General features: G+C 66.1%; 19 protein-coding genes and 1 tRNA gene. 11 read left to right on the top strand and 9 right to left on the bottom strand.

Annotated features, from left to right (window positions below):
• The first annotated feature begins 213 nt into the window (after positions 1-213).
• From chvE to ASE48_RS09255, 7 genes are read left to right on the top strand one after another with little or no spacing between them, the layout of a single operon-like run.
• Positions 214-1,314: a multiple monosaccharide ABC transporter substrate-binding protein gene (gene chvE / locus ASE48_RS09285; protein ID WP_057166779.1), complete on the top strand. Its 1,101-nt coding sequence runs from the start codon at positions 214-216 to the stop codon at positions 1,312-1,314.
• A 29-nt stretch (positions 1,315-1,343) separates the two neighbouring features.
• Complete coding sequence (gene mmsA, locus ASE48_RS09280; RefSeq protein ID WP_057166807.1) at positions 1,344-2,855, top strand: multiple monosaccharide ABC transporter ATP-binding protein; 1,512 nt, start codon at positions 1,344-1,346, stop codon at positions 2,853-2,855.
• Positions 2,852-4,081: a multiple monosaccharide ABC transporter permease gene (gene mmsB / locus ASE48_RS09275; RefSeq protein ID WP_057166778.1), complete on the top strand. Its 1,230-nt coding sequence runs from the start codon at positions 2,852-2,854 to the stop codon at positions 4,079-4,081. The genes mmsA and mmsB overlap by 4 nt, the downstream gene beginning before the upstream one ends.
• Before the next feature lie 4 nt (positions 4,082-4,085).
• Positions 4,086-4,313, top strand: a complete 228-nt coding sequence (locus tag ASE48_RS09270; protein WP_057166777.1) for a DUF3263 domain-containing protein — start codon at positions 4,086-4,088, stop codon at positions 4,311-4,313.
• Positions 4,310-5,392 (top strand): galactose-1-phosphate uridylyltransferase, encoded by a 1,083-nt coding sequence (gene galT, locus ASE48_RS09265; RefSeq protein ID WP_057166776.1) that lies wholly within the window; start codon positions 4,310-4,312, stop codon positions 5,390-5,392. The genes ASE48_RS09270 and galT overlap by 4 nt, the downstream gene beginning before the upstream one ends.
• Complete coding sequence (locus ASE48_RS09260) at positions 5,389-6,480, top strand: galactokinase (RefSeq protein WP_057166775.1); 1,092 nt, start codon at positions 5,389-5,391, stop codon at positions 6,478-6,480. Before galT ends, ASE48_RS09260 begins: the two co-directional genes overlap by 4 nt.
• 4 nt (positions 6,481-6,484) lie before the next feature.
• The gene (locus ASE48_RS09255; RefSeq protein ID WP_200962120.1) at positions 6,485-7,462 is read left to right on the top strand and encodes an aldose 1-epimerase family protein; all 978 of its coding nucleotides are present in this window, start codon (positions 6,485-6,487) and stop codon (positions 7,460-7,462) included.
• A 6-nt stretch (positions 7,463-7,468) separates the two neighbouring features.
• On the opposite strand, the gene ASE48_RS09250 is transcribed toward ASE48_RS09255, so the two are convergent.
• Both ASE48_RS09250 and ASE48_RS33095 read right to left on the bottom strand, forming a co-directional pair.
• Positions 7,469-9,226, bottom strand: a complete 1,758-nt coding sequence (locus ASE48_RS09250) for a zinc ribbon domain-containing protein (RefSeq protein WP_057166774.1) — start codon at positions 9,224-9,226, stop codon at positions 7,469-7,471.
• A 12-nt stretch (positions 9,227-9,238) separates the two neighbouring features.
• Positions 9,239-9,379, bottom strand: coding sequence for a hypothetical protein (locus tag ASE48_RS33095; protein ID WP_200962118.1), 141 nt, complete (start codon positions 9,377-9,379; stop codon positions 9,239-9,241).
• 133 nt (positions 9,380-9,512) lie between these two features.
• On the opposite strand from ASE48_RS33095, the gene ASE48_RS33390 reads away from it, so the two are divergent.
• Entirely contained in the window at positions 9,513-9,731 is a 219-nt protein-coding gene (locus ASE48_RS33390; RefSeq protein WP_235570975.1) for a hypothetical protein, read from the top strand.
• A 151-nt stretch (positions 9,732-9,882) separates the two neighbouring features.
• Here ASE48_RS33390 and ASE48_RS09240 read toward each other — a convergent pair whose 3' ends face one another.
• Positions 9,883-10,443 (bottom strand): TetR/AcrR family transcriptional regulator, encoded by a 561-nt coding sequence (locus ASE48_RS09240; protein WP_057166806.1) that lies wholly within the window; start codon positions 10,441-10,443, stop codon positions 9,883-9,885.
• A gap of 108 nt (positions 10,444-10,551) precedes the next feature.
• Between ASE48_RS09240 and ASE48_RS09235 the strand changes: the two genes are divergently transcribed.
• On the top strand, positions 10,552-11,145 hold the full coding sequence (locus ASE48_RS09235; RefSeq protein WP_057166772.1) for an NAD(P)H-dependent oxidoreductase: 594 nt from the start codon (positions 10,552-10,554) through the stop codon (positions 11,143-11,145).
• Positions 11,146-11,167: 22 nt separating this feature from the next.
• Here ASE48_RS09235 and ASE48_RS32640 read toward each other — a convergent pair whose 3' ends face one another.
• The gene (locus ASE48_RS32640; protein WP_156409124.1) at positions 11,168-11,554 is read right to left on the bottom strand and encodes a hypothetical protein; all 387 of its coding nucleotides are present in this window, start codon (positions 11,552-11,554) and stop codon (positions 11,168-11,170) included.
• Between the two features lie 115 nt (positions 11,555-11,669).
• Complete coding sequence (locus ASE48_RS09230) at positions 11,670-12,812, bottom strand: NAD(P)/FAD-dependent oxidoreductase (RefSeq protein ID WP_057166771.1); 1,143 nt, start codon at positions 12,810-12,812, stop codon at positions 11,670-11,672.
• A gap of 153 nt (positions 12,813-12,965) precedes the next feature.
• Here ASE48_RS09230 and ASE48_RS09225 point away from each other — a divergent pair, with 153 nt between their 5' ends.
• The gene (locus tag ASE48_RS09225) at positions 12,966-13,445 is read left to right on the top strand and encodes a hypothetical protein (RefSeq protein ID WP_057166770.1); all 480 of its coding nucleotides are present in this window, start codon (positions 12,966-12,968) and stop codon (positions 13,443-13,445) included.
• A 7-nt stretch (positions 13,446-13,452) separates the two neighbouring features.
• On the opposite strand, the gene ASE48_RS09220 is transcribed toward ASE48_RS09225, so the two are convergent.
• Both ASE48_RS09220 and ASE48_RS09215 read right to left on the bottom strand, forming a co-directional pair.
• Positions 13,453-16,389 carry an MMPL/RND family transporter gene (locus ASE48_RS09220; protein WP_057166769.1) on the bottom strand — a complete coding sequence of 979 codons (2,937 nt, stop codon included), beginning with the start codon at positions 16,387-16,389 and terminating at the stop codon, positions 13,453-13,455.
• Positions 16,386-16,832, bottom strand: a complete 447-nt coding sequence (locus tag ASE48_RS09215) for an MmpS family transport accessory protein (RefSeq protein WP_156409123.1) — start codon at positions 16,830-16,832, stop codon at positions 16,386-16,388. The genes ASE48_RS09220 and ASE48_RS09215 overlap by 4 nt, the downstream gene beginning before the upstream one ends.
• Before the next feature lie 333 nt (positions 16,833-17,165).
• Between ASE48_RS09215 and ASE48_RS09210 the strand changes: the two genes are divergently transcribed.
• Positions 17,166-17,594, top strand: coding sequence for a PPOX class F420-dependent oxidoreductase (locus ASE48_RS09210; protein WP_057166767.1), 429 nt, complete (start codon positions 17,166-17,168; stop codon positions 17,592-17,594).
• Positions 17,595-17,666: 72 nt separating this feature from the next.
• Here the strand turns inward: ASE48_RS09210 and ASE48_RS09205 are convergent.
• A tRNA-Met gene (locus tag ASE48_RS09205) sits at positions 17,667-17,740 on the bottom strand.
• Positions 17,741-17,802: 62 nt separating this feature from the next.
• The gene (locus ASE48_RS09200; RefSeq protein WP_057166766.1) at positions 17,803-19,188 is read right to left on the bottom strand and encodes an FAD-binding oxidoreductase; all 1,386 of its coding nucleotides are present in this window, start codon (positions 19,186-19,188) and stop codon (positions 17,803-17,805) included.
• Positions 19,189-19,269 lie beyond the last annotated feature (81 nt).

Genomic DNA, 19,269 nt, shown 5'->3' with positions numbered 1-19,269 from the left:
GATGGATTTTCGATGTGACCGGCGTTACACCGAGCGAATGTTAACGCTCACATTCAGCGGTTGTCAACGACCTTGTGAGCGCTCACATCGATTGTTCCGAGGGCTTGACAAAGCCGTGAGCCCGGTCACACACTTCTCGATGTTAGCGCTCACATCACCGCGCGCCGGTCACGCCGGCCGCGCGTTTTGAGCAGAACCCATTCGGAGGATTTCATGCGTAAGAGCCTTGCTCGCGCTTTCGGCGCACTCGCCGTGGTGGCGGCACTGACCAGCGCCGGTTGTGGTCGCCCGGACGCGCCGGACGCGGCCGGCGGCGGCGGTGAACGCACCGGCACGGTGGGCATCGCGATGCCCACCAAGTCATCCGAACGCTGGGTGGCCGACGGCGACAACATCGCCGCGCAGTTCCAGAAACTGGGCTACCAGACCGACCTGCAGTACGGCGACGACGTCGTGCAGAACCAGGTCTCGCAGATCGAGAACATGATCACCAAGGGCGTCAAGGCTCTGGTCATCGCCCCCATCGACAGCTCCTCGCTGACCGACATCCTGCAACGCGCCGCTGACGCCGACATCCCGGTGGTCAGCTATGACCGGCTGATCCGCGGCACCGAGAACGTGGACTATTACGCGACCTTCGACAACTTCAAGGTCGGCGTGCTGCAGGCCACCTACATCGTCGACAAGCTCGGCGTCGCAGATGGCAAGGGCCCGTTCAACATCGAACTGTTCGCCGGTTCCCCCGACGACAACAACGCGACGTTCTTCTTCGACGGCGCCATGAGCGTGCTGCAGCCCTACATCGACAACGGGAAGCTGGTCGTCAAGAGCGGTCAGACCTCCTTCGACCAGGTGGCCACGCTGCGCTGGGACGGCGGGCTGGCACAGTCGCGCATGGACAACCTGCTGAGCCGCGCGTACACCAGCGGACGCGTCGACGCGGTGCTCTCCCCCTACGATGGCATGTCACTGGGCATCATCTCGGCGCTGAAGAGCGCCGGCTACGGAACACCGGCCAACCCGCTGCCCATCGTCACCGGGCAGGATGCCGAGCTCGCATCCGTGAAATCGATCATCGCCGGCGAGCAGACCCAGACCGTGTTCAAGGACACCCGCGAGTTGGCCAATGCCGCTGTGCAGATGGTGGATTCGCTGCTCACCGGCGGGACACCCGAGACCAACGACACCACCACCTATGACAATGGCATCAAGGTCGTCCCGGCCTTCCTGCTCGACCCCGTCAGCGTGGACAAGACCAACTACGAAAAGGTGCTCGTCGAGTCCGGCTACTACACGTCGGCACAACTCGCGTGAGCGGGGCGACGGCCGCGCCGTTGCTCGAGATGCGCGACATCACCAAGCGATTCGGCAACGTCACCGCACTGAGCGAGGTCAACCTCACGGTGCGCCACGGTGAGATCCACGCCATCTGCGGGGAGAACGGCGCCGGTAAGTCCACGTTGATGAAGGTGCTCAGTGGTATCTACCCGCACGGTAGCTACCAGGGCGACATCGTCTTCGACGGCCGGCCGGGCGAGTTCAAGGACATCCGCAGCAGCGAGCGCCGCGGCATCGGCATCATCCACCAGGAACTCGCCCTGGTGCCCGTGCTGTCCATTGCCGAGAACATCTTTCTCGGCAACGAACACGCCTCGGGCGGGATCATCAGCTGGCACGAGACCACCAGTCACGCCCAGCAATTGCTCGACCGCGTGGGTCTGAACGAGAACCCGCAGACCCTGATCTCGGATATCGGAGTCGGGAAGCAGCAACTCGTCGAGATCGCCAAGGCGCTGTCGAAGAAGGTGAAGCTGCTCATCCTCGATGAACCGACGGCGGCCCTCAACGACGAGGACAGCAGGCACCTGCTCGACCTCATCGTCGAGCTCGCCGGCCAGGGCCTGACCTGCATCATCATCTCGCACAAGCTCAACGAGGTGATGCGGGTCGCCGACACCATCACCATCCTGCGCGACGGTCAGACCATCGAGACCCGGCCCGTCGAAGCCGGACTCACCGAGGAACACATCATCCGCGGCATGGTCGGTCGGGACATGGTCGACCGTTTCCCGCCGCGCACTCCCCATCCCGTCGGCGAGGTCACCTTCGCGATCGAGGACTGGACCGTCTTCCATCCGCTCGATCAGGAGCGAAAGGTCGTCGACGGGGTGTCGATCAGCGTGCGACGCGGCGAGGTGGTGGGCCTGGCAGGGCTGATGGGGGCCGGGCGCACCGAGCTGGCGATGAGCGTCTTCGGGCGCAGCTACGGGAAGAAGGGCGGCGGCTCGGTCTTCAAGGACGGCAAGGAGATCCGCACCCGCACCGTGTCCGAGGCGATCGCGCACGGTATCGCCTATGCCACCGAGGACCGCAAGCATTACGGACTGAACCTGATGGATGACATCGCCCGCAGCGTGACCCTGGCCTCGCTGCCGAAGGTCAGCAGAGCGACCGTCATCAACGAACACGAAGAGACCGTCGTCGCCGAGCGCTTCCGCAAGGACATGCACATCAAGGCTCCGTCGGTGCGGGCCACCACCGGCAACCTGTCGGGCGGCAATCAGCAGAAGGTGGTGCTGAGCAAGTGGATCTTCGCCGACCCGGACGTGCTGATCCTCGACGAACCCACCCGCGGTATCGATGTGGGCGCCAAGTACGAGATCTACACGATCATCAATTCGCTGGCCTCCCAGGGGAAATCGGTGATCGTGATCTCCTCCGAGCTGCCGGAGCTGATCGGCCTGTGTGACCGCATCTACACCCTCAACGAGGGCAGGCTCACCGGTGAGGTCGCCCGCGAGGACGCCGCGCAGGAAACACTGATGCATTACATGATGAAGGGATCGACCTCATGACCACCAGTTCCACGGTGGACGCGGCCTCGAGCGCACCGGCGCCGCCGCCGGAATCCGGCGCAGCGCGACTGGTGACGGCCGTACGCAAGAACTTCCGGCAGTACGGCATGGTCGTCGCGCTGGTTCTGATCGTCATCCTGTTCCAGCTGTGGACCAGTGGGATCCTGCTCAAACCGCTCAATGTCACCAATATCGTTCAGCAGAACGGTTACATCCTGATCCTGGCGATCGGGATGGTCATCGTCATCATCTCCGGCCACATCGACCTGTCGGTCGGTTCCATCGCCGGTTTCATCGGTGCCATGTCGGCGGTGTTGATGATCCGACAGGACATGCCGTGGCCGGTCGCGGTCGGGCTGTGCCTGCTGCTGGGCGCGCTGATCGGTGCGTGGCAGGGGTTCTGGATCGCCTACGTCGGGATTCCGTCGTTCATCGTGACGCTGGCCGGCATGCTGGTGTTCCGTGGCGCGACCCAGTATCTGCTCGAGGGTCAGTCGATTGCACCGTTCCCCCGCAGCTTCAGTCAGGTCAGCAGTGGCTTCCTGCCCGAGGTCGGCGGCAGCAGCCTCTACCACTGGCCCACGATGATCCTCGGTGCGCTGGTGATGGTCGCCGCGGTGTGGCAGCAGGTTCGCCAGCGAAACGCCCAGACCCGCTATGAGTTCGACGTCCTGCCCTTCGGATGGTTCGTCTTCAAATGCGCAGCCATCGTTGCCGCCCTGGCCGCCTTCACGCTGCTGCTCGCCAGCTACCGCGGTGTACCGGTGGTCGGGATCATCCTGGCGGTCGCATTCGTCATCTACGCATTCGTCATGCGTAGCAGCGTGTTCGGACGGCAGGTGTATGCGGTGGGCGGCAATGTGGCCGCCGCCCGGCTCTCCGGGGTGAAGACCAAGCGCGTCACGTTCCTGGTTTTCGTGAACATGGGTCTGCTCTCAGCCCTGGCCGGTCTGCTGTTCGCGGCGAGGCTCAATTCGGCCACCCCGCAGGCCGGCATCGGCATGGAGTTGGAGGCGATCGCCGCGGCGTTCATCGGCGGCGCCTCGGCCAACGGCGGCGTGGGCACCGTGTTCGGCGCCATCATCGGCGGCTTCGTGCTCGGCGTGTTGAACAACGGGATGTCGTTGATCGGCATCGGCAGCGATGTCCAGCAGGTCATCAAGGGACTGGTGCTGCTGGCCGCGGTCGGATTCGACGTCTACAACAAGAAGAAGGGCGGCTCGTAGCCCCATGGACCGGTTCGACCGCGAGATCCTCGACTACGTACGCAGTTGGTCCCCCTACGGCGGCCCGCCCTCAGACGAGGTTCTCGCGGAGTTCGGCCTGACGCCGGGCCAGCTCGCCGAGCGGGTCAACCACATCATCGCCGCCGAGAATGCCCGGCATTTCCAGGAACTCGCGCAGCCCTGGCAGCGCGTCCAGGCCTCGCGCGAACGCGCCCGGATGATCGGAACATGACGATCGAGCCGCTGCGATGGCCGTTGGCCGACGAACGCGAACTGCTGTTCTTCTCGCTGCCCGGACATGCTGCCGAACCGCATCCGGACCGTCGCACCCTGCCGGGCCGGGCCGGCTCGCACACCGAGTTACGGCTGGACCGCCAGACCGGCGAATGGGTGGTCATCGCGGCCCTGCGCCAGAACCGCACCTACAAGCCGGCTCCCGACCAGTGCCCGCTGTGCCCGGGACCCTCCGGGATCTCCAGCGAGGTCCCGGCACCCGATTACGACGTCGTGGTGTTCGAGAACAGATTCCCCAGTCTGGCCGGCGACAGCACGTCTGGGCTTCCCGACGCCACCGACGGGTTCACCTCCGCACCGGGTACCGGTCACTGTGAGGTCATCGCGTTCTCCAGTGACCACACCGGCCGGTTCGCCGATCTCGATGCCGCCCACGCTCTGCTGGTCGTGCAGGCCTGGCGGCACCGCACCGCGGAGTTGATGGCGCGACCGGGTATCGAAGAGGTGTTCTGCTTCGAGAACCGCGGCGAGGAGATCGGCGTGACACTGACCCATCCGCACGGTCAGATCTACGCCTACCCGTACCTGACACCACGCACCGCCACCATGCTGCGCCAAGCCGGACTACATCGAGACCGGCACGGCACCAACCTGTTCGCCCGCATCCTCGCCGATGAACTCGACCAGGGCAGCCGGATCGTGGCACAGAACGAGGCATTCACCGCCTTCGTCCCCTTCGCCTCACGGTGGCCGCTGGAGGTCCACATCTATCCGCACAGGTTCGTGCGCAACCTGACCGAACTCGACGATGCGGAACTCGAGAGCTTCGCACGGATCTATCTCGACGTGCTGGGACGGTTCGACCGGCTGTACGACGCGCCGCTGCCGTACATGTCGGCACTGCACCAGTACACCGATGACGACGCGCAACGCGAGGGGTACTTCCACGTCGAGTTGCTCTCGATACGGCGCACCGCCAACAAGATCAAGTATCTGGCCAGCTCGGAATCGGCGATGGGCGCTTTCATCAACGACACCACCCCCGAGATCGTCGCCGGCAGGTTGCGGGAACTATGACACGACCAGTCGAGTACAGCGCACCGGGCCGGATCAACCTCATCGGCGAACACACCGACTACAACTACGGTTTCGCGCTGCCCATCGCGCTACCCGAACGCACCACGGTGACGTTTGCACCCGATGACACCGACGCACTCGTCGTGCGCAGCGACCGGGAGGCGGCGCCGGTCCGGTTGGCGCTGAACACGGTGCCCGGCGACGTGGGCGGCTGGGCCGCGTACGTGGCCGGTGTGGTGTGGGCGTTGCAGAGCGCGGGGCATCCCGTCCCCGGCGGCGCGATGGCAGTCACCGGCGGTGTCACCACGGGCTCCGGCCTGGCGTCGTCCGCCGCGCTGGAGTGCGCGGTACTGGGCGCGATTCTGTCGGCCACCGACCGGAGGCTGGACCGCGTCGAGCAGGCCCGGATCGCACAGCGCGCGGAGAACGACTATGTGGGTGCGCCGACAGGGCTGTTGGATCAGCTGGCGATCCTGTTCGCCGAACGGCGACGCGCCCAGCTGATCGATTTCCGTGACCTCAGCGCCCGCTCGGTGCCGTTCGAGCCCGAGGCCCACGGCATGACCCTGCTGCTCATCAATTCCCATGCCGCACATCAGCATGCCGGCGGTGAATACGCCGACCGCCGCGCCTCCTGCGAGCGCGCCGCGGCCGCGCTGGGTGTTCCCACGCTGCGCGATCTGCAGGACCGGGGACCACAGGTGCTCAGCGAGCTACCGGACTCCGAGGACGGCCGGCGCGCCCGGCACATCCTCACCGAGAACCAGCGGGTGCTCGATACCGTCGAGGCGCTGCATCGTTCCGACTTCGTCGAGGTCGGCCGACTGCTGACCGCGTCACAGGAATCGATGAGAGACGATTTCGAGATCACCACCGATCACATCGACCGGATCGCCCAAACCGCGGTGCAGGCAGGAGCATTGGGTGCCCGGATGACCGGCGGCGGCTTCGGGGGCTGTGTGATCGCGCTGGTCGAGACCGAGCGATCGGGGTCCGTCGGTGACGCGGTGTGCGCCGCGATGCGTCGCCACGGCCACCACGAACCGACGATCGTGGCGACCCATGCCGGCCACGGCGCCGGCGGCTAGTCCCATGGCAGGCGCTGGGTACGAGCTCGCCCTGCACCTCGATGGGCGCACGGTGCGCGGGGTGATCGCCGCGGAGGGCGCGGCCATTCGGCGGCTGTGCGTCGACGGCGTGGAGATCACCGCCGGTGTCGACGACCACACGCCCGTGCCCTTCAGCTGCGGTGCCGTCTTGATTCCGTGGCCCAATCGGGTGCGCGACGGCCGGTGGGTCCACGACGGGCGTACCCACCAACTCGATGTCACCGATCCGTGTCACGGCAGCGCACTACATGGGCTGCTGCGCGACACCACTCATCAGGTCATCGCGCGGTCGGCCTCGGCGATCACCCTCGCTGCGCCGGTGGTTCCGCAGCCCGGGTATCCCTTCCATCTCCAGACCGAGGTCGCCTACCGATTGGTGCCCGACGGGCTGAGTGTGACGCACACGGTGCGCAACCTCGGATCGGACTGCGCCCCAGTGGCGATCGGCGCCCATCCCTTTCTCAAGATCGGCGACGTCCCCACCGAGGCGTTGACGCTCACCATGGACGGGTCGCATCACATCGACGTCGACGACCGGCTCATCCCGACCGGGTGCACCGCCGTGGCGGGCACGCAGTGGGACCTGCGCAGTGGACGCCTCATTGCCGATCTGGACCTCGACGACGCGTGGTCGGTCCCGATACCGCCAGAGGGTCGCAGCGTGCACACGCTGCGCTCCCCCGACGGTCGCACCGTCGCGCTGTGGGCCGACGAGAGCTTCGGATTCGTGCACGTCTTCATCACCCGGGAGTTCCCCTACGCAGACAGGTTCGCGACGGCGGTGGCACTCGAACCGATGACCGCACCGGCCGATGCGTTCAACAACGGGGTCGGTCTGCGCTGGCTGGCCCCCGACGCGACGCTGTCCGCGTCGTGGGGCATTGACTATGACGACGGCGCGCTCCGGTGTACAGACCCTGCGAGTACCGTCGCTGTCGATAACGTTCATCTGAACGGATAAAAGCGTCTATCGGTCTCTGGCACTTGCTGACACCTGGGTGTCGCGGGTGTCGGGGATCGGTTGTGCAGAGGTGCTTCCCGCCGGGATGGCAGCTGGCTGATCTCTGTCCCACACGGACGCTGTGCGTGCAGGAATGATTGGATGGCGCTGACTGCGGGCCAGCGTGGTCGGGGTGTGTCGGGCTCGTTTGTGCCGACGCTGTTTGGGTGTGGCCGTGGTTTTGTGCCGGGTCTTGCGCACTGGCTGGTGTTCGACGGCGGTTACTCGTTTCGGTTTGCCCTTGGGCCGTTTGACTTTCGTCTTGGCTAGCAGGACGCGTTTGGCGATGTTCTGCCCGGCGACCTGGTCCCGGTTCGCTGCGCGGATACCGCACGCTTGGCAGGTGGCGGTGTGGTAGCCGCCGGGCCGGGTGAGTTGTTGATCGCAGCCCGGGCAGTTCGCGGAGGTGCCCCGGGGTGGGCACATCACCACCTCCAGCCCAGCCTTGGCGGCGGTGTGCTCAAGCGCGGCGACCGCACGCCGGCGGGCGGATTGGGCGGCGCGGTTGTTGTTGGTCCGGCCATGCTTGCGAGTTTCGAGGTCACGCAGGTCTTCCACGGCGATCACTTCGGCCCCCGATGCGGTGGCCATCGTGGTCATGGACGCGGCGAAATCGAACGCCATGCCCCGGTTGATCCGCGCTCGCTTGGCCCCCACCGCGCGGCGGTTCTCGCGCATGACCGCGATTTTCGTGGCGAGTCTGGCCTGCGTGGGTTCGGGTGCGTTGGCGGCGAGGTTGGTAAGCCGGGCAATCTTGCGGGTCAGCGCCTGCCCCTCGGTCTGCAGCCTCGTCAACCGCACACCCAGACCCCGATCGTCGTACATGTGGGTTCGGGCGTCGGTGACCAGCTGGCCGCCACGCTCGACGACCATCGTGGCCGCACCCAGGGAAGCCGGTGACCAGTCGATCCCCAGGGCGGCTGTCGCGGTGGCCGTGGCCGGTTCCGGGACCATTTCGGTGATCGTGAACCGCAACAACGGTTTTCCCCGCTGGATGCAGACTACCGGCAGGTGCCAACGCGCTATGTCGCGCTGCTTCAGATGCGGTGGGGTCGGGCACCACAACCGGTACCAGGACCAATCGCCACGCCCCTCGGGCTGCGGGCTGTTGGGCAATTTGATACGTAGCGACACACCGGCCGGATCAGAGTCGTCCAGCTCGACCAGCTGGACATCGGCCGCCCCGAGCCGCGCGATCCGCGCCACTGCGGGTGGGCCCTGGATCTCGGTGATCGACGTGACGGACCCAGCACCGACGCGGCGCAGCTGACGGCACAAGTTGCGCAGAAACGCCGAACTCACATGTCGGGCCTGGCCCTGGCCCAAGCCCCGGCGATCCAGGCGGCCCCCGTCATCGAGGGCAGCGAGCGCCGCAGGGATCAATGCGTCCCGAAACGTCAGCGACTTAAGCACAGGAACCACATTGGCCTGGGCCAGGCGCACCACCCGGGAGGGCACGTAGACTCCTGCCAGCTGCGTCGGCACCCAGCCCAGCCGCGCTGCGACCACCGCCGCCGACAACGGAAGTTTGCGGCCAAGCCCGTCGACCCCGGCATGAAGCGCAGCGAAAGCCTCGGGCCGCCAGCATGACTGCATCAACTCGACGCTCATCTGGTGGATCAGGTCCAGCAGCCAGCCCACCCTGGCGTCGATATCGACGACCTCACCGGTGGCATCCTCGACCGCCGCGGCAATCCGCAACGGCACCGCCGACTGAATCACCATGTCAGCACTCACTCAGCCGACGGGCAGCAGCATCGAGCAGGCGCTGTTAATTCGGGACCGCGACTGATAGAAGCGGCCGGAGAACGACGCCAACAAGGCCATGAAGTTGTCCATGAGCTCCTCCAGCAGCGACTTGCCCTCACGCTCGCGCATTGCCCCGACGCTAACCCCGCACACCGACAAGTACCGCTCGCGTCATCCACCCCGACCAGGGCCGGGCGGTCCCGCCACCCCACCCGCACCACCGTGAACTTGCGGCCGCTGCGTCATCGAGCCGCTCACCGGTGTGATGATTGCCGCGTACACCGTCGTCGACGGGCTCGGGGTGCGGGAGGCGCCGTTGGCCGCCTACATCGGGTGGATGTTTCTGCTGCGGGGCCCGCCGATCGCGGTGCTGGCGGTGATACGGCGGCGCGGCAGACTCGCGCCGGCGTTCCGCGAGTCCGCCGGGGCGGGGATCACGGGAGGAGTGATCTCGCTGGCCGCCTACTCGATCGTGCTGTAGGCGCAGACCAGCGGGGCACTGGCGCCGATCGCCGCGCTGCGGGAGACGAGCATCGTCTTCGGTGCACTGATCGGGACGGTGTTCCTCGGCGAGAAGCTCGGCGGCCGGCGCGCGATCGCATCGGCCGTGGTGTTGGCCGGGGTGGTGCTGATCAGCGTGGGCTGACCAGCGCGGCGATCGCGGTGGACAGCGCCGCGTGCGCATCCTCGGCAGAGATCTCCCCCGCGATGACCGCCCGCGCGATACCGTCGGCCGCACCCAGGATCGCGTGGATGGCCGCGTCGGGAATCTCGCCGCTGCGGGCGAAGGGCAGCAGCGCTTTTCGGCATTTGCTGCCGAAGGTTTGATCGGCGTCGCGGCGTAGGCGTTCGAGTTCCGGTGAGCCGGCGAGCGCGGCAATCAGTCCGGGCAGCTCCGTGCCTTCGCTCAGCGCGCAACCGACGTAGGCGTCGGCGATCGTGTGCGCCACCGTGTCCAGATCGCCGGGCGAGGTGGCCAGAGCCGCGTCCAGAGCGGCATGCTGGCGTTCGTCGAAGGCGCGGTAGAGCTCGGCCAGCACCGCGGCGCGCGTGCCGAAGTGGTTGTAGACGAGCGGTTTGGCCACCCCGGCTCGTTCCGCGATCCGAGCGAGGGTCAGTGCGTCGCTGCCGTCGACACGGATGAGTTCCTGGGCGATATCGAGCAACTGAGCGTGGCGCTCCGCGTTCGACATGCGCTTTCGCGTCACCTCCGCCACGCCTGCACCTCCTGCCGCAATTAAGTTACTATTCGTAAGTTACCAACTGTAACTAATCTCATGCCGACGATACCGGGAGCAAGCATGCACACGCTCGTTCTGTACGCACATCCGCAACCCGAGTCGCTGACCGGTTCCGCCGCGCACATGCTGGCCGCGGAACTCAGCGCCCCACTCGGCCACACCGCCGAGGTTGCCGATCTGGCCACCGAAGAGTTCGATCCACGCTTCACCGCCGACGATCTGGCCGCGATGCGTGGGAAGGGACCGTATCCCGACGATGTGCGGCGCGAACAGCAGCGGGTGGAACGCGCCGACGCCGTCGTGCTCGTCTACCCCGTCTACTGGTGGGGCATGCCGGGCCTGCTCAAGGGCTGGATCGACCGCGTGCTGAACTACGGCTGGGCCTATGGGGACGAGGCCGCCCCCGGCGATGCCCTCACCCGTCGTGACATTCACCTACTGGCACTCGCCGGCACCGACCCCGGCACCTACGAACGGCACGGCTACACCGAGTCCATGCGGACCGGCATCGAACACGGCATCTTCGAATACTGCGGGACCCACGTCGCGTCCTCGCACTTCCTCTACGACACCGAGGTCGACGCCCCGATCCCGTTGGCGGATACCGTCGCCGCGGTGGTCGCCGACGTGCTGGCGGCCCGATGCCGAGTTTGACCCTTCCGGTGCACCGGTGCGATCAGGGATGCGTCAGCCCCGGCAGGCAGTTGATGAACAGAATGCACGGCGGCGGTGGCGGCGCCGCGGGTCCCGGAGGGTTGCCCGAGATCATGATCGGCCTGTTCAACGGCGCGTTCGGGTCGAAGTGGAAGGTGTGACAGGTATTGAGATCCCAACCGGGAACCGAGTTCATCCCCGACGCCGGGCACCAGATCTGACCGCAGTCGCCGAAAGCGTTGCAGGCCGGTGGCCCTTCCGGCGGCGCGCAGCGAGGGGTATTCGCCTCCCCCGGTGAGCACTGGGGAGCGGCCTGGGCCGTCCCGGCAGCCATCCCCACCGCAGCAGCCCCCAGGCCACCGGTCATCAGGGCGGTGGCCGCAACGGCGGCGACAAGAATTCGCGACATGGTGTCCTCCTCGAAAAGGCGCCTTTCGGCGGCGCCTGCTGTGATCGAGTCTGGACCGACGGATCGCTACCGATCCCAAGTTTGCCGACTCTGGTGGCGCGATCGGCGATATGCGTCACCGTGGGGCGGGCCTACCCTCGGCGATGAGCTCTTCGGCACGGTCGTAGTCGTCATCGCAGTTGTGGGTGAGGACCCCCACGGCCACACCCTGCGCCTCGTACCAGACGGTGAAACCGTCGCCATGGTCGATGAACCGGCTGTGCTCATAGCCGTCACCCCAGGCGTGGTACTTGATCGTCGCTTCCCCGATGGTGGACCAGAAGCCCGGCACCGCATCCCAGGTGGCTGATCCTCCGGCGGCGTTCCGACCGGCTACCGCGCCCTGATCGTCGGCATCCTGCCAGTGCTCCACCGGTAGCCGGCGGCCCGCGCCGGCATTGAACGCCAGGGCGACGTCACCGGCGGCGTAGATGTCGCCGACGGAGGTGCGCATGTCGGGGCCGACCACGATGCGCCCGTCGTCGACCTCCAGTCCGGCGTCCGCCGCCACACCGCTGCGTGGCGTGACCCCCGTGGCAGCCAGAATCAGGTCGGTGTCGATGGCGTCGCCGTTGTCGAGGTGCACCACGCCGTCTTCCAGCGAGTCGACCGACACACCACCCAGATAACGCACTCCCACCTCGTCCAGCATCGTGCGCAGTCGAGCACCGGCCTCGCTGCCGAGCCGCTTGGCCTGCGGCGCTGCGTCGGGCGCCACCAGGGTGGTCTTCACTCCCCGCATGGCCAGCGAGGCGGCCGCCTCACAGCCGATGAAGCCGGCTCCGATCACCACCGCCGAATTCGCGTCGCTGCCGGCGGCGCGCAGCCGAGCGGCGTCCGACAACGAGCGCAATTGCAGCGCTGATTCGCCGCCGGGCACCGGCAGCGCGTTCGGACCACTGCCACAGGCCAGCACCAGCGAGCCATAGGGCATCGTCTTGCTCCCGACCGCGACGGTCTTCGCGGCGATATCGATCCGGTCGATCGGCCCGAGGTGCAGCACCTCGATGTTGCGCTCGGGAAACCACTTCGGTTCGTGCAGCTCGACATCGTCGGTCTCCGCGCGGAGATACTCCTTGCTCAGCGGTGGCCGCGCATAGGGATGGTCAGGGTCGTCGGTGACGATCTGTACCGGTAGTTCGGAGTTGTGCTCACGAAATGTTGCGGCGGCGCTGACACCTGCCGGGCCACTGCCGACGACGATCAATCCACGTTGCATGGGGCGCGGGTACCCAGCGCCGGCCCGAGCTACCCGTTCGGATGGCTCGCAGAACCGCACAACCTGTCTTGTTGCTGTGAGATCCGGCAAAACTAGTTAGGTCCGGTAATGTTTTCTTGGTTGTGAGCGCACAGAGAACAGAGGAGCACCAGGGTGAATCTCGGTCCGTGGGGTGATCTCTCGATCCTCGCTGCTGTGATGGAAGTGATCTTCGCCAGTTGTGTATTCGTCTACATCAGCCGGCTGGAGAGGCGGACATCCCATCCGCTGGGGGAACAAGTCGGCGCGCACAAGGCGGTACTGGCGAAACTCCGTAAGCGTGAACCGATGTCGCGCGACGAAGTGGACTACGCGACCGAGCTGGTCGATGATGCGCGATCACCGCTCGCATACGCGATCCCCGCGGCGCTGTTCACCATCGGGTTCTTCTACGTGGTCGGCTGCCTTTTCATGCTTCACCTGGACGGCGGCCAGCCCTCTTTTCGCACGTTCATCGGCGGTATCCCGATGCTGACGTCCATCAACATGGCCGTGCAACTGCGCAAGGTCGCGTGGTTGAAGCGAAAGCTGCGCGACGTTTCCGTGCTGGAATCCGACCAGACCGACGAGCTCGCCGCGGCCGGCAGGCCCTGAGCCGTTCTCACGGTTGCGATGTGGTGTGCCCCGGCGCTCCGGCGACGGGGTCTCCGTCTTCCCACAGCAACAGTTGACGTACCGCTTGACGTGAGCCGTAGGGCTGCAGCATCTGGCTCGCGGGACGGGGACGCACCCGCATCGGCCACCAGAACCAGCGACCGAGCATCGCGGCGATGGCCGGGGTCATGAACGACCGCACGATGAGTGTGTCGAAGAGCAGGCCGAGCGCGATCGTGGTGCCGATCTGGCCGAGGATCCGCAGGTCGGCGAAGACGAAGGACGCCATGGTGGCGGCGAACACCAGCCCGGCCGCGGTCACCACGGCACCGGATCCGGCCATCGCCCGAATGATCCCGGTGTTCAGGCCGGCGCCGATTTCCTCCTTGAACCGCGAGATCAGCAGCAGGTTATAGTCCGAGCCCACCGCCAACAGCAGGATCACCGCCAGCGCCAACACAATCCAGTACAGCTGGATACCCAGGATGTCCTGCCAGATCAGCACGGAGAGCCCGAATGAGGCGCCCAACGACAGCGCCACCGTACCCACGATGACGAACGCGGCGATGATGCTGCGGGTGATGAACATCATGATGAGCAGAATCAGGCTCATCGCCGCAATCGCCGCGATGATGAGGTCGTACTTCGCGCCGTCCTGAATGTCCTTGTAGGTGGCCGCGGTACCGGCGATGTAGATCTTGGACCCGGCCAGCGGCGTGCCCTTGACGGCCTCCTGGGCGGCGTGCCGGATGGCATCGATGTGTGCAATGCCCTCGGGCGTAGCGGGATCGCCGTCGTGGGTGATGATCAGTCGGGCCGCCTTGCCATCCGGCGACATGAACAGTTTCATCCCGCGTTCGAACTCCGGGTTGGTGAAGGCCTCCGGCGGCAGGTAGAAGGAGTCATCGGTTTTCGACGCGTCATACGCCTGGCCCAGCGCGGTGGAATTCTCCAGCGCCGCAGCCGTCTGGTCGTTGATACCCGACGTGGTGGCGTAGTTGGTGAGCGTCAGGTCGCGGTTGGCCTCCTGGCTGGCGATCTGTGGCGGAATCAGTGCGACCAACTGTGGTTGCAGCGCATCGAGTTTGGCGATGCTGCCCGCGACGTCGGACAGTTGGTCCGTCAGCTGATCGACACCGTCCAGCGCGTCGAACACCGACCGCAGCGCCGCGCACATCGGGATGTCGAAACAGTGCGGCTCCCAATAGAAGTAATTGCGTATCGGCCGGAACTGGTCGTCGAAGTTGGCGATCTTGTCGCGCAGGTCCTGCGCGGTGGCGACCGTGTTCTGAAATGCCTTGGTCTGCTCGTCGGTGACGGCAGCGGATTGCTGTTGCAGCGAATACTGCTGGCGCAGAATGTCGATCGAGTTGTTGATCACATCGACCTGTTTGAGCAGATCGGCGCCGCGGGCCTGCTGGAAGGGCAGGTTGTTGATCTGCGCGGCGCTGCTCGCGCTGATCTGGAACGGTATCGAGCTGTGGTCCAACGGCGTGCCCAGCGGTCGGGTGATTGCTTGCACCTGCGCGATGCCGTCGGTGTGGAAGACCGCCTTGGCGACCCGCTCCAGCAAGATCATGTCGGTGGGATTGCGCAAATCATGGTCCGCCTCGATCATCATCAGTTCGGGATTCAGCCGCGCCTGCGTGAAATGCCGTTCGGCTGCGGTGTAACCGACGTTGGCTGGGGCGCTGGCGGGCAGGTAGGGACGAGCGTCATAGCTCGTCTCGTATTGCGGCAGCGCGAGCAGCCCGATCAGGGCGATCGCAATCGTCGCCGCCAGGATCGGCCCGGGCCAGCGGACGATGGCCGTGCCGATGCGCCGCCACCCCTGGGTACGCATCGGGCGAGCGGGTTCGAACAACCCGAAATGCCGGCCGATCACCAGCAGCGCCGGCGCCAGGGTGAGGGCGGCAGCCACCGCGACGAGGACGCCGATTCCGGCCGGTATGCCCAGGCTGTTGAAATACGGCAGCCGGGTGAACATCAGGCAGAGCACCGCGCCGGCAATCGTCAGCCCAGAGCCCAGGATGATGTGCGCCGTCCCGTGGTACATCGTGTTGAACGCCGAAACCCGGTCCTCCCCCACGTGACGCGCTTCGTGGAAACGGCCGAGAATGAAGATCGCATAGTCGGTTCCGGCGGCGATCACCAACAGCGTCAGCAGGTTGGTCGAATAGGTCGACAGCTCGATGATGCCGGCATTGGCGAGCACCGCGACCACACCACGGGATGCGGTCAGCTCGATCATCACCGTGAACAGCACGAGGAACACCGTGGTGAGCCGGCGGTAGAGGAAGAACAGCATGACCGCGATCACGCCGAGAGTGATCAAGGTGGTCTTCAGCGTGCCGTGCCGGCCCACCTCGAACTGATCGGTGACCAGCGGTGCGGCGCCGGTGACATAGGCCTTGACGCCCGGCGGCGGCGTGGAGTTGTCGACGATGCTGCGCACCGAATCGACGGACTCATTGGCCAGCGACTCGCCCTGATTGCCGGCGAGATACACCTGCACCAATGCTGCCTTGCCATCAGCGCTCTGCGATCCGGCAGCCGTCAGCGGATCGCCCCAGAAGTTCTGAATGTGCTGTACGTGTTTGGTGTCCTGGGAGAGCTTGTCGACCAGCCCGTCGTAGTACTGGTGGGCATCGGCTCCGAGCGGCTGATCGCCCTCCAAGACGATCATCGCCGAACTGTCGGAGTCGAACTCGTCAAACACCTTGCCGATATGCAAACTGGCCTGCAGCGACGGCGCGTCATGCGGGCTCAGCGACACGTTGTGCGATTCGGCGACGGTCTCCAGTTGCGGCACAAAGACGTTCGTCATCACCGCCAGGACGAGCCAGAACAGCGCGATGAGCACGGCGAAGCGGCGGATGAAATCCGGGATGCGGTCCCGCTTCGTGGGGGTGTGAACCTCACGGTCGGCCTGGTGGGTACTCATCCGGACTTGTCCAGGCAGAAGGTGTACGCGTTCACGTTCTCGGCTGATCTCTCGTCCTTCACGACATCGTCGATCTTGATGCGGCAGCCGATGGAGTCGCTGTCACCCTGAGCGGCGACGTTGACGAAAACGGCCGGCTGGGTGGTGGTCGCGTCATAGGCCCAGGGCAGTGCGACAGCATCGGCGCGCTGCGGTTGCGCGTCCACGTCCAGGTAGGTGATGGTGGCCACCGTGCCCGGCGGGCCGAAGACCTCCAGCACCACGTGCTTGGGATTGAACGGAACGATCTCGTTCCCGGAACCGCTGGCCGTGGACGTCACGTCCTGCGAGGCGAAGATCGCCTGCAGCCGATACACCGCGAATCCGGCCACCGCGATCACCACCACTGCCACCAACGGCATCCAGCGCCGGCCGAGTCTCCGGCTGAACGAAACCCGCTGCATCCGTGACCTTTCATGAGGGCCGACAGGCGCGGACGGTCCACTATTTCCTATAGCAAGGCTAACGATTTAGGTTGACGGTACGACACCGGACCGGACTCCACAACACCGGGCGACGCGGGCACCCTTCCGACCCTTGCTATTCACAGCAACCTGACAGAACGTACCGCTGTCAGGGCGAACATGCTTCTGGTAGTGAGCATTTGGCGTCCAGGTGTATGTGTCGACTGAAGTCCACTGAGCTATGCCCTTGGACGTTGCACCGCTTGGCTTAGAACGGACAGCTGCGGGGCATCCCACAGGTGTCCTTACGTTCGGCCAACCCGGAGAAATCCCATGACATCCTCGCCACTGACCGACGACGCCAAGCAGATGCTGGGCAAGCCCAACCCCGCCGTCATCAGCACCACCCGGCGCGACGGACAACCGGTATCCGCCGCCACGTGGTACCTCTTCCGAGACGATCACCTGCTCGTCAACATGGACGTCGGCCGAAAACGTCTGCAACACATGCGCAGAGACCCACGGGTCTCGCTGACCGTCATCGACGGCGACGATTGGTACACCCACGTCACCGCCATCGGTCATGTCACCGACATCTACGAGGACGACGGCCTCACCGACATCGATGCGCTGTCCGAGCATTACCAGGGAAAGCCGTACCCGGACCGGGACCGGCCCCGGGTCAGCGCTCTGATAGAAATCGACCGGGTGCACGGGTGGGGCGCCCACAAGAACAACGATCAGCCCGACGGCAGCGGCTAGCACCGTCGATCAACTCGCCCCGCACGACGAAAACGTCCCCCGGAGAAAATCTCCGGGGGACGTTCCATGTAGTAGCGGGGACAGGATTCGAACCTGCGACCTCTGGGTTATGAGCCCAGCGAGCTACCGAGCTGCTCCACCCCGCGTCGGTAAACACAAGATTACCCAAGGGGGTGCAGACCACCAAATCGGGTGGTCAGCGCCATTTTCAGGCCGAGAACCGCACCACAAGACCGGTCTTCAGTACGCCGGCCGGGTCATATCGGTCCGCCAGCGCGGCCAGCCAGTGCCGGGTGTCCTCGTCGTAGGCCCTTGCCATGCGCGCCGGGTCCGCCGCGGGCGCAAAGTTGGGCAGCAGACCGCCCGTCGACCACGGCGCCAGGGCATGCGTCAACGCGCGCGCCTGTGCGGGCACCAGTTCGGCGGACGGGCCCATGGGCACCCCGATGACGGTCACCGCGTATGCCGCCTGACGGTGGCAGAACGCGCTGCGGTGCGGCGCCTGTCGTGCCATCGCCCCACCGAGCAGCCGGACCTCTACGATGGTCTGCACCGATGCCGAACCCGGTCCCGCGGCGGCCAGCAAGATATCGACTGCGTCCGCGCCGAATTCGCGCAGCAGAACCTGCTCCTCGTGCACAGGCATGGGATCGACCGGGTCGGCGTGCACCGCTCCGATCGCGGCGTACGGCAGCACCCCGACGGTGTCCAGCACCGGCGTCGCGGTTTCCCGCATCGGCGCCAGAAGTGCTGCGGCCTCGGAGAAGTCGTCCAATGCGGTGTAGCGCACCGCGAGGGTCAGCCGGCCCGCCAGCGGCTCGGGCACCCCGGGCAACGGCGGCAGCTGTTGGAAGGCGACGGAGGTGTTGATGTTCTCCGGCAGTCCGGCACTCCACTGTTGCCAGCCGCGCAGCACCGCCGCGGCATCGGCGCCGTCGAAATACAAAGCGCCACCGTAGAACTCGGAGATGGGCAGCAGGTCGATCTCCGCACCGGTGACGATGCCGAGAGTGGCCTTGCCGCCGCGCAGCCCCCAGTACAACTCGGCGTGCTCCTCGGGCGTCACGTGCAACAACTCCCCCGCGCCGGTGACAAGATCGAAGGAACGCACGTAGTCCGAGGACACCCCGACGCTGCGCACCAGCGGGCCCACGCCGGCACCGGTGAGGAATCCGACCACACCCACATTCGGTGACGATCCGCACAGCGACGCGAGCCCGTGCGGTGCGGCCGCGTCCAGCACGTGCTGCCACCGCGCGCCCGCCCCGACCCGGGCGGTCCGGGCGGGTAGGTCGACGACACAGTCGGTCATCGCACCGGTCTGCACCAGGATGGCATCTGCACCCACCGGGATCGCGCCGTGGCCGGTCGCCTGCACGGTGACCTTCAGACCGTGGCCTGCGGCGAACCGGACGGCCTCAGCGACGTGATGCGGTGAGGTGGCGAACACCACGGCGGCCGGACGGACTGGCACGGCCACGTTCCACGGTGTGCAGCGTTCATAGCCGGGCTCGCCGGGCAGCGCGACCAGGGCGCTGACATGGTCGGGCAGTGTCGACACCACGCTGTTGTCGACCGATTCGGCCAGGGTCATTCGAGGGTCCTTTCGGGCAGGGCTGTTCATCGGGACCCACGATGTCCCGGCCCACTTGGCATCTTCTTGGAGCCGGCCCCA

Origin of the sequence: Mycobacterium sp. Root265, from assembly GCF_001428895.1 — a bacterium.
Classification (GTDB): Bacteria; Actinomycetota; Actinomycetes; order Mycobacteriales; family Mycobacteriaceae; genus Mycobacterium.
This window is presented reverse-complemented; position numbering and strand designations above follow the sequence as displayed.

Excerpts from the sequence above, each read along its gene's own strand:
- chvE (WP_057166779.1), top strand. The coding sequence starts at position 214 with ATGCGTAAGAGCCTTGCTCGCGCTTTCGGCGCACTCGCCGTGGTGGCG.
- mmsA (WP_057166807.1), top strand. The coding sequence starts at position 1,344 with ATGCGCGACATCACCAAGCGATTCGGCAACGTCACCGCACTGAGCGAG.
- mmsB (WP_057166778.1), top strand. The coding sequence starts at position 2,852 with ATGACCACCAGTTCCACGGTGGACGCGGCCTCGAGCGCACCGGCGCCG.
- ASE48_RS09270 (WP_057166777.1), top strand. The coding sequence starts at position 4,086 with ATGGACCGGTTCGACCGCGAGATCCTCGACTACGTACGCAGTTGGTCC.
- galT (WP_057166776.1), top strand. The coding sequence starts at position 4,310 with ATGACGATCGAGCCGCTGCGATGGCCGTTGGCCGACGAACGCGAACTG.
- ASE48_RS09260 (WP_057166775.1), top strand. The coding sequence starts at position 5,389 with ATGACACGACCAGTCGAGTACAGCGCACCGGGCCGGATCAACCTCATC.
- ASE48_RS09255 (WP_200962120.1), top strand. The coding sequence starts at position 6,485 with ATGGCAGGCGCTGGGTACGAGCTCGCCCTGCACCTCGATGGGCGCACG.
- ASE48_RS09250 (WP_057166774.1), bottom strand. The coding sequence starts at position 9,226 with ATGGTGATTCAGTCGGCGGTGCCGTTGCGGATTGCCGCGGCGGTCGAG.
- ASE48_RS33095 (WP_200962118.1), bottom strand. The coding sequence starts at position 9,379 with ATGCGCGAGCGTGAGGGCAAGTCGCTGCTGGAGGAGCTCATGGACAAC.
- ASE48_RS09240 (WP_057166806.1), bottom strand. The coding sequence starts at position 10,443 with ATGTCGAACGCGGAGCGCCACGCTCAGTTGCTCGATATCGCCCAGGAA.
- ASE48_RS09235 (WP_057166772.1), top strand. The coding sequence starts at position 10,552 with ATGCACACGCTCGTTCTGTACGCACATCCGCAACCCGAGTCGCTGACC.
- ASE48_RS32640 (WP_156409124.1), bottom strand. The coding sequence starts at position 11,554 with ATGTCGCGAATTCTTGTCGCCGCCGTTGCGGCCACCGCCCTGATGACC.
- ASE48_RS09230 (WP_057166771.1), bottom strand. The coding sequence starts at position 12,812 with ATGCAACGTGGATTGATCGTCGTCGGCAGTGGCCCGGCAGGTGTCAGC.
- ASE48_RS09220 (WP_057166769.1), bottom strand. The coding sequence starts at position 16,389 with ATGAGTACCCACCAGGCCGACCGTGAGGTTCACACCCCCACGAAGCGG.
- ASE48_RS09215 (WP_156409123.1), bottom strand. The coding sequence starts at position 16,832 with ATGCAGCGGGTTTCGTTCAGCCGGAGACTCGGCCGGCGCTGGATGCCG.
- ASE48_RS09210 (WP_057166767.1), top strand. The coding sequence starts at position 17,166 with ATGACATCCTCGCCACTGACCGACGACGCCAAGCAGATGCTGGGCAAG.
- ASE48_RS09200 (WP_057166766.1), bottom strand. The coding sequence starts at position 19,188 with ATGACCCTGGCCGAATCGGTCGACAACAGCGTGGTGTCGACACTGCCC.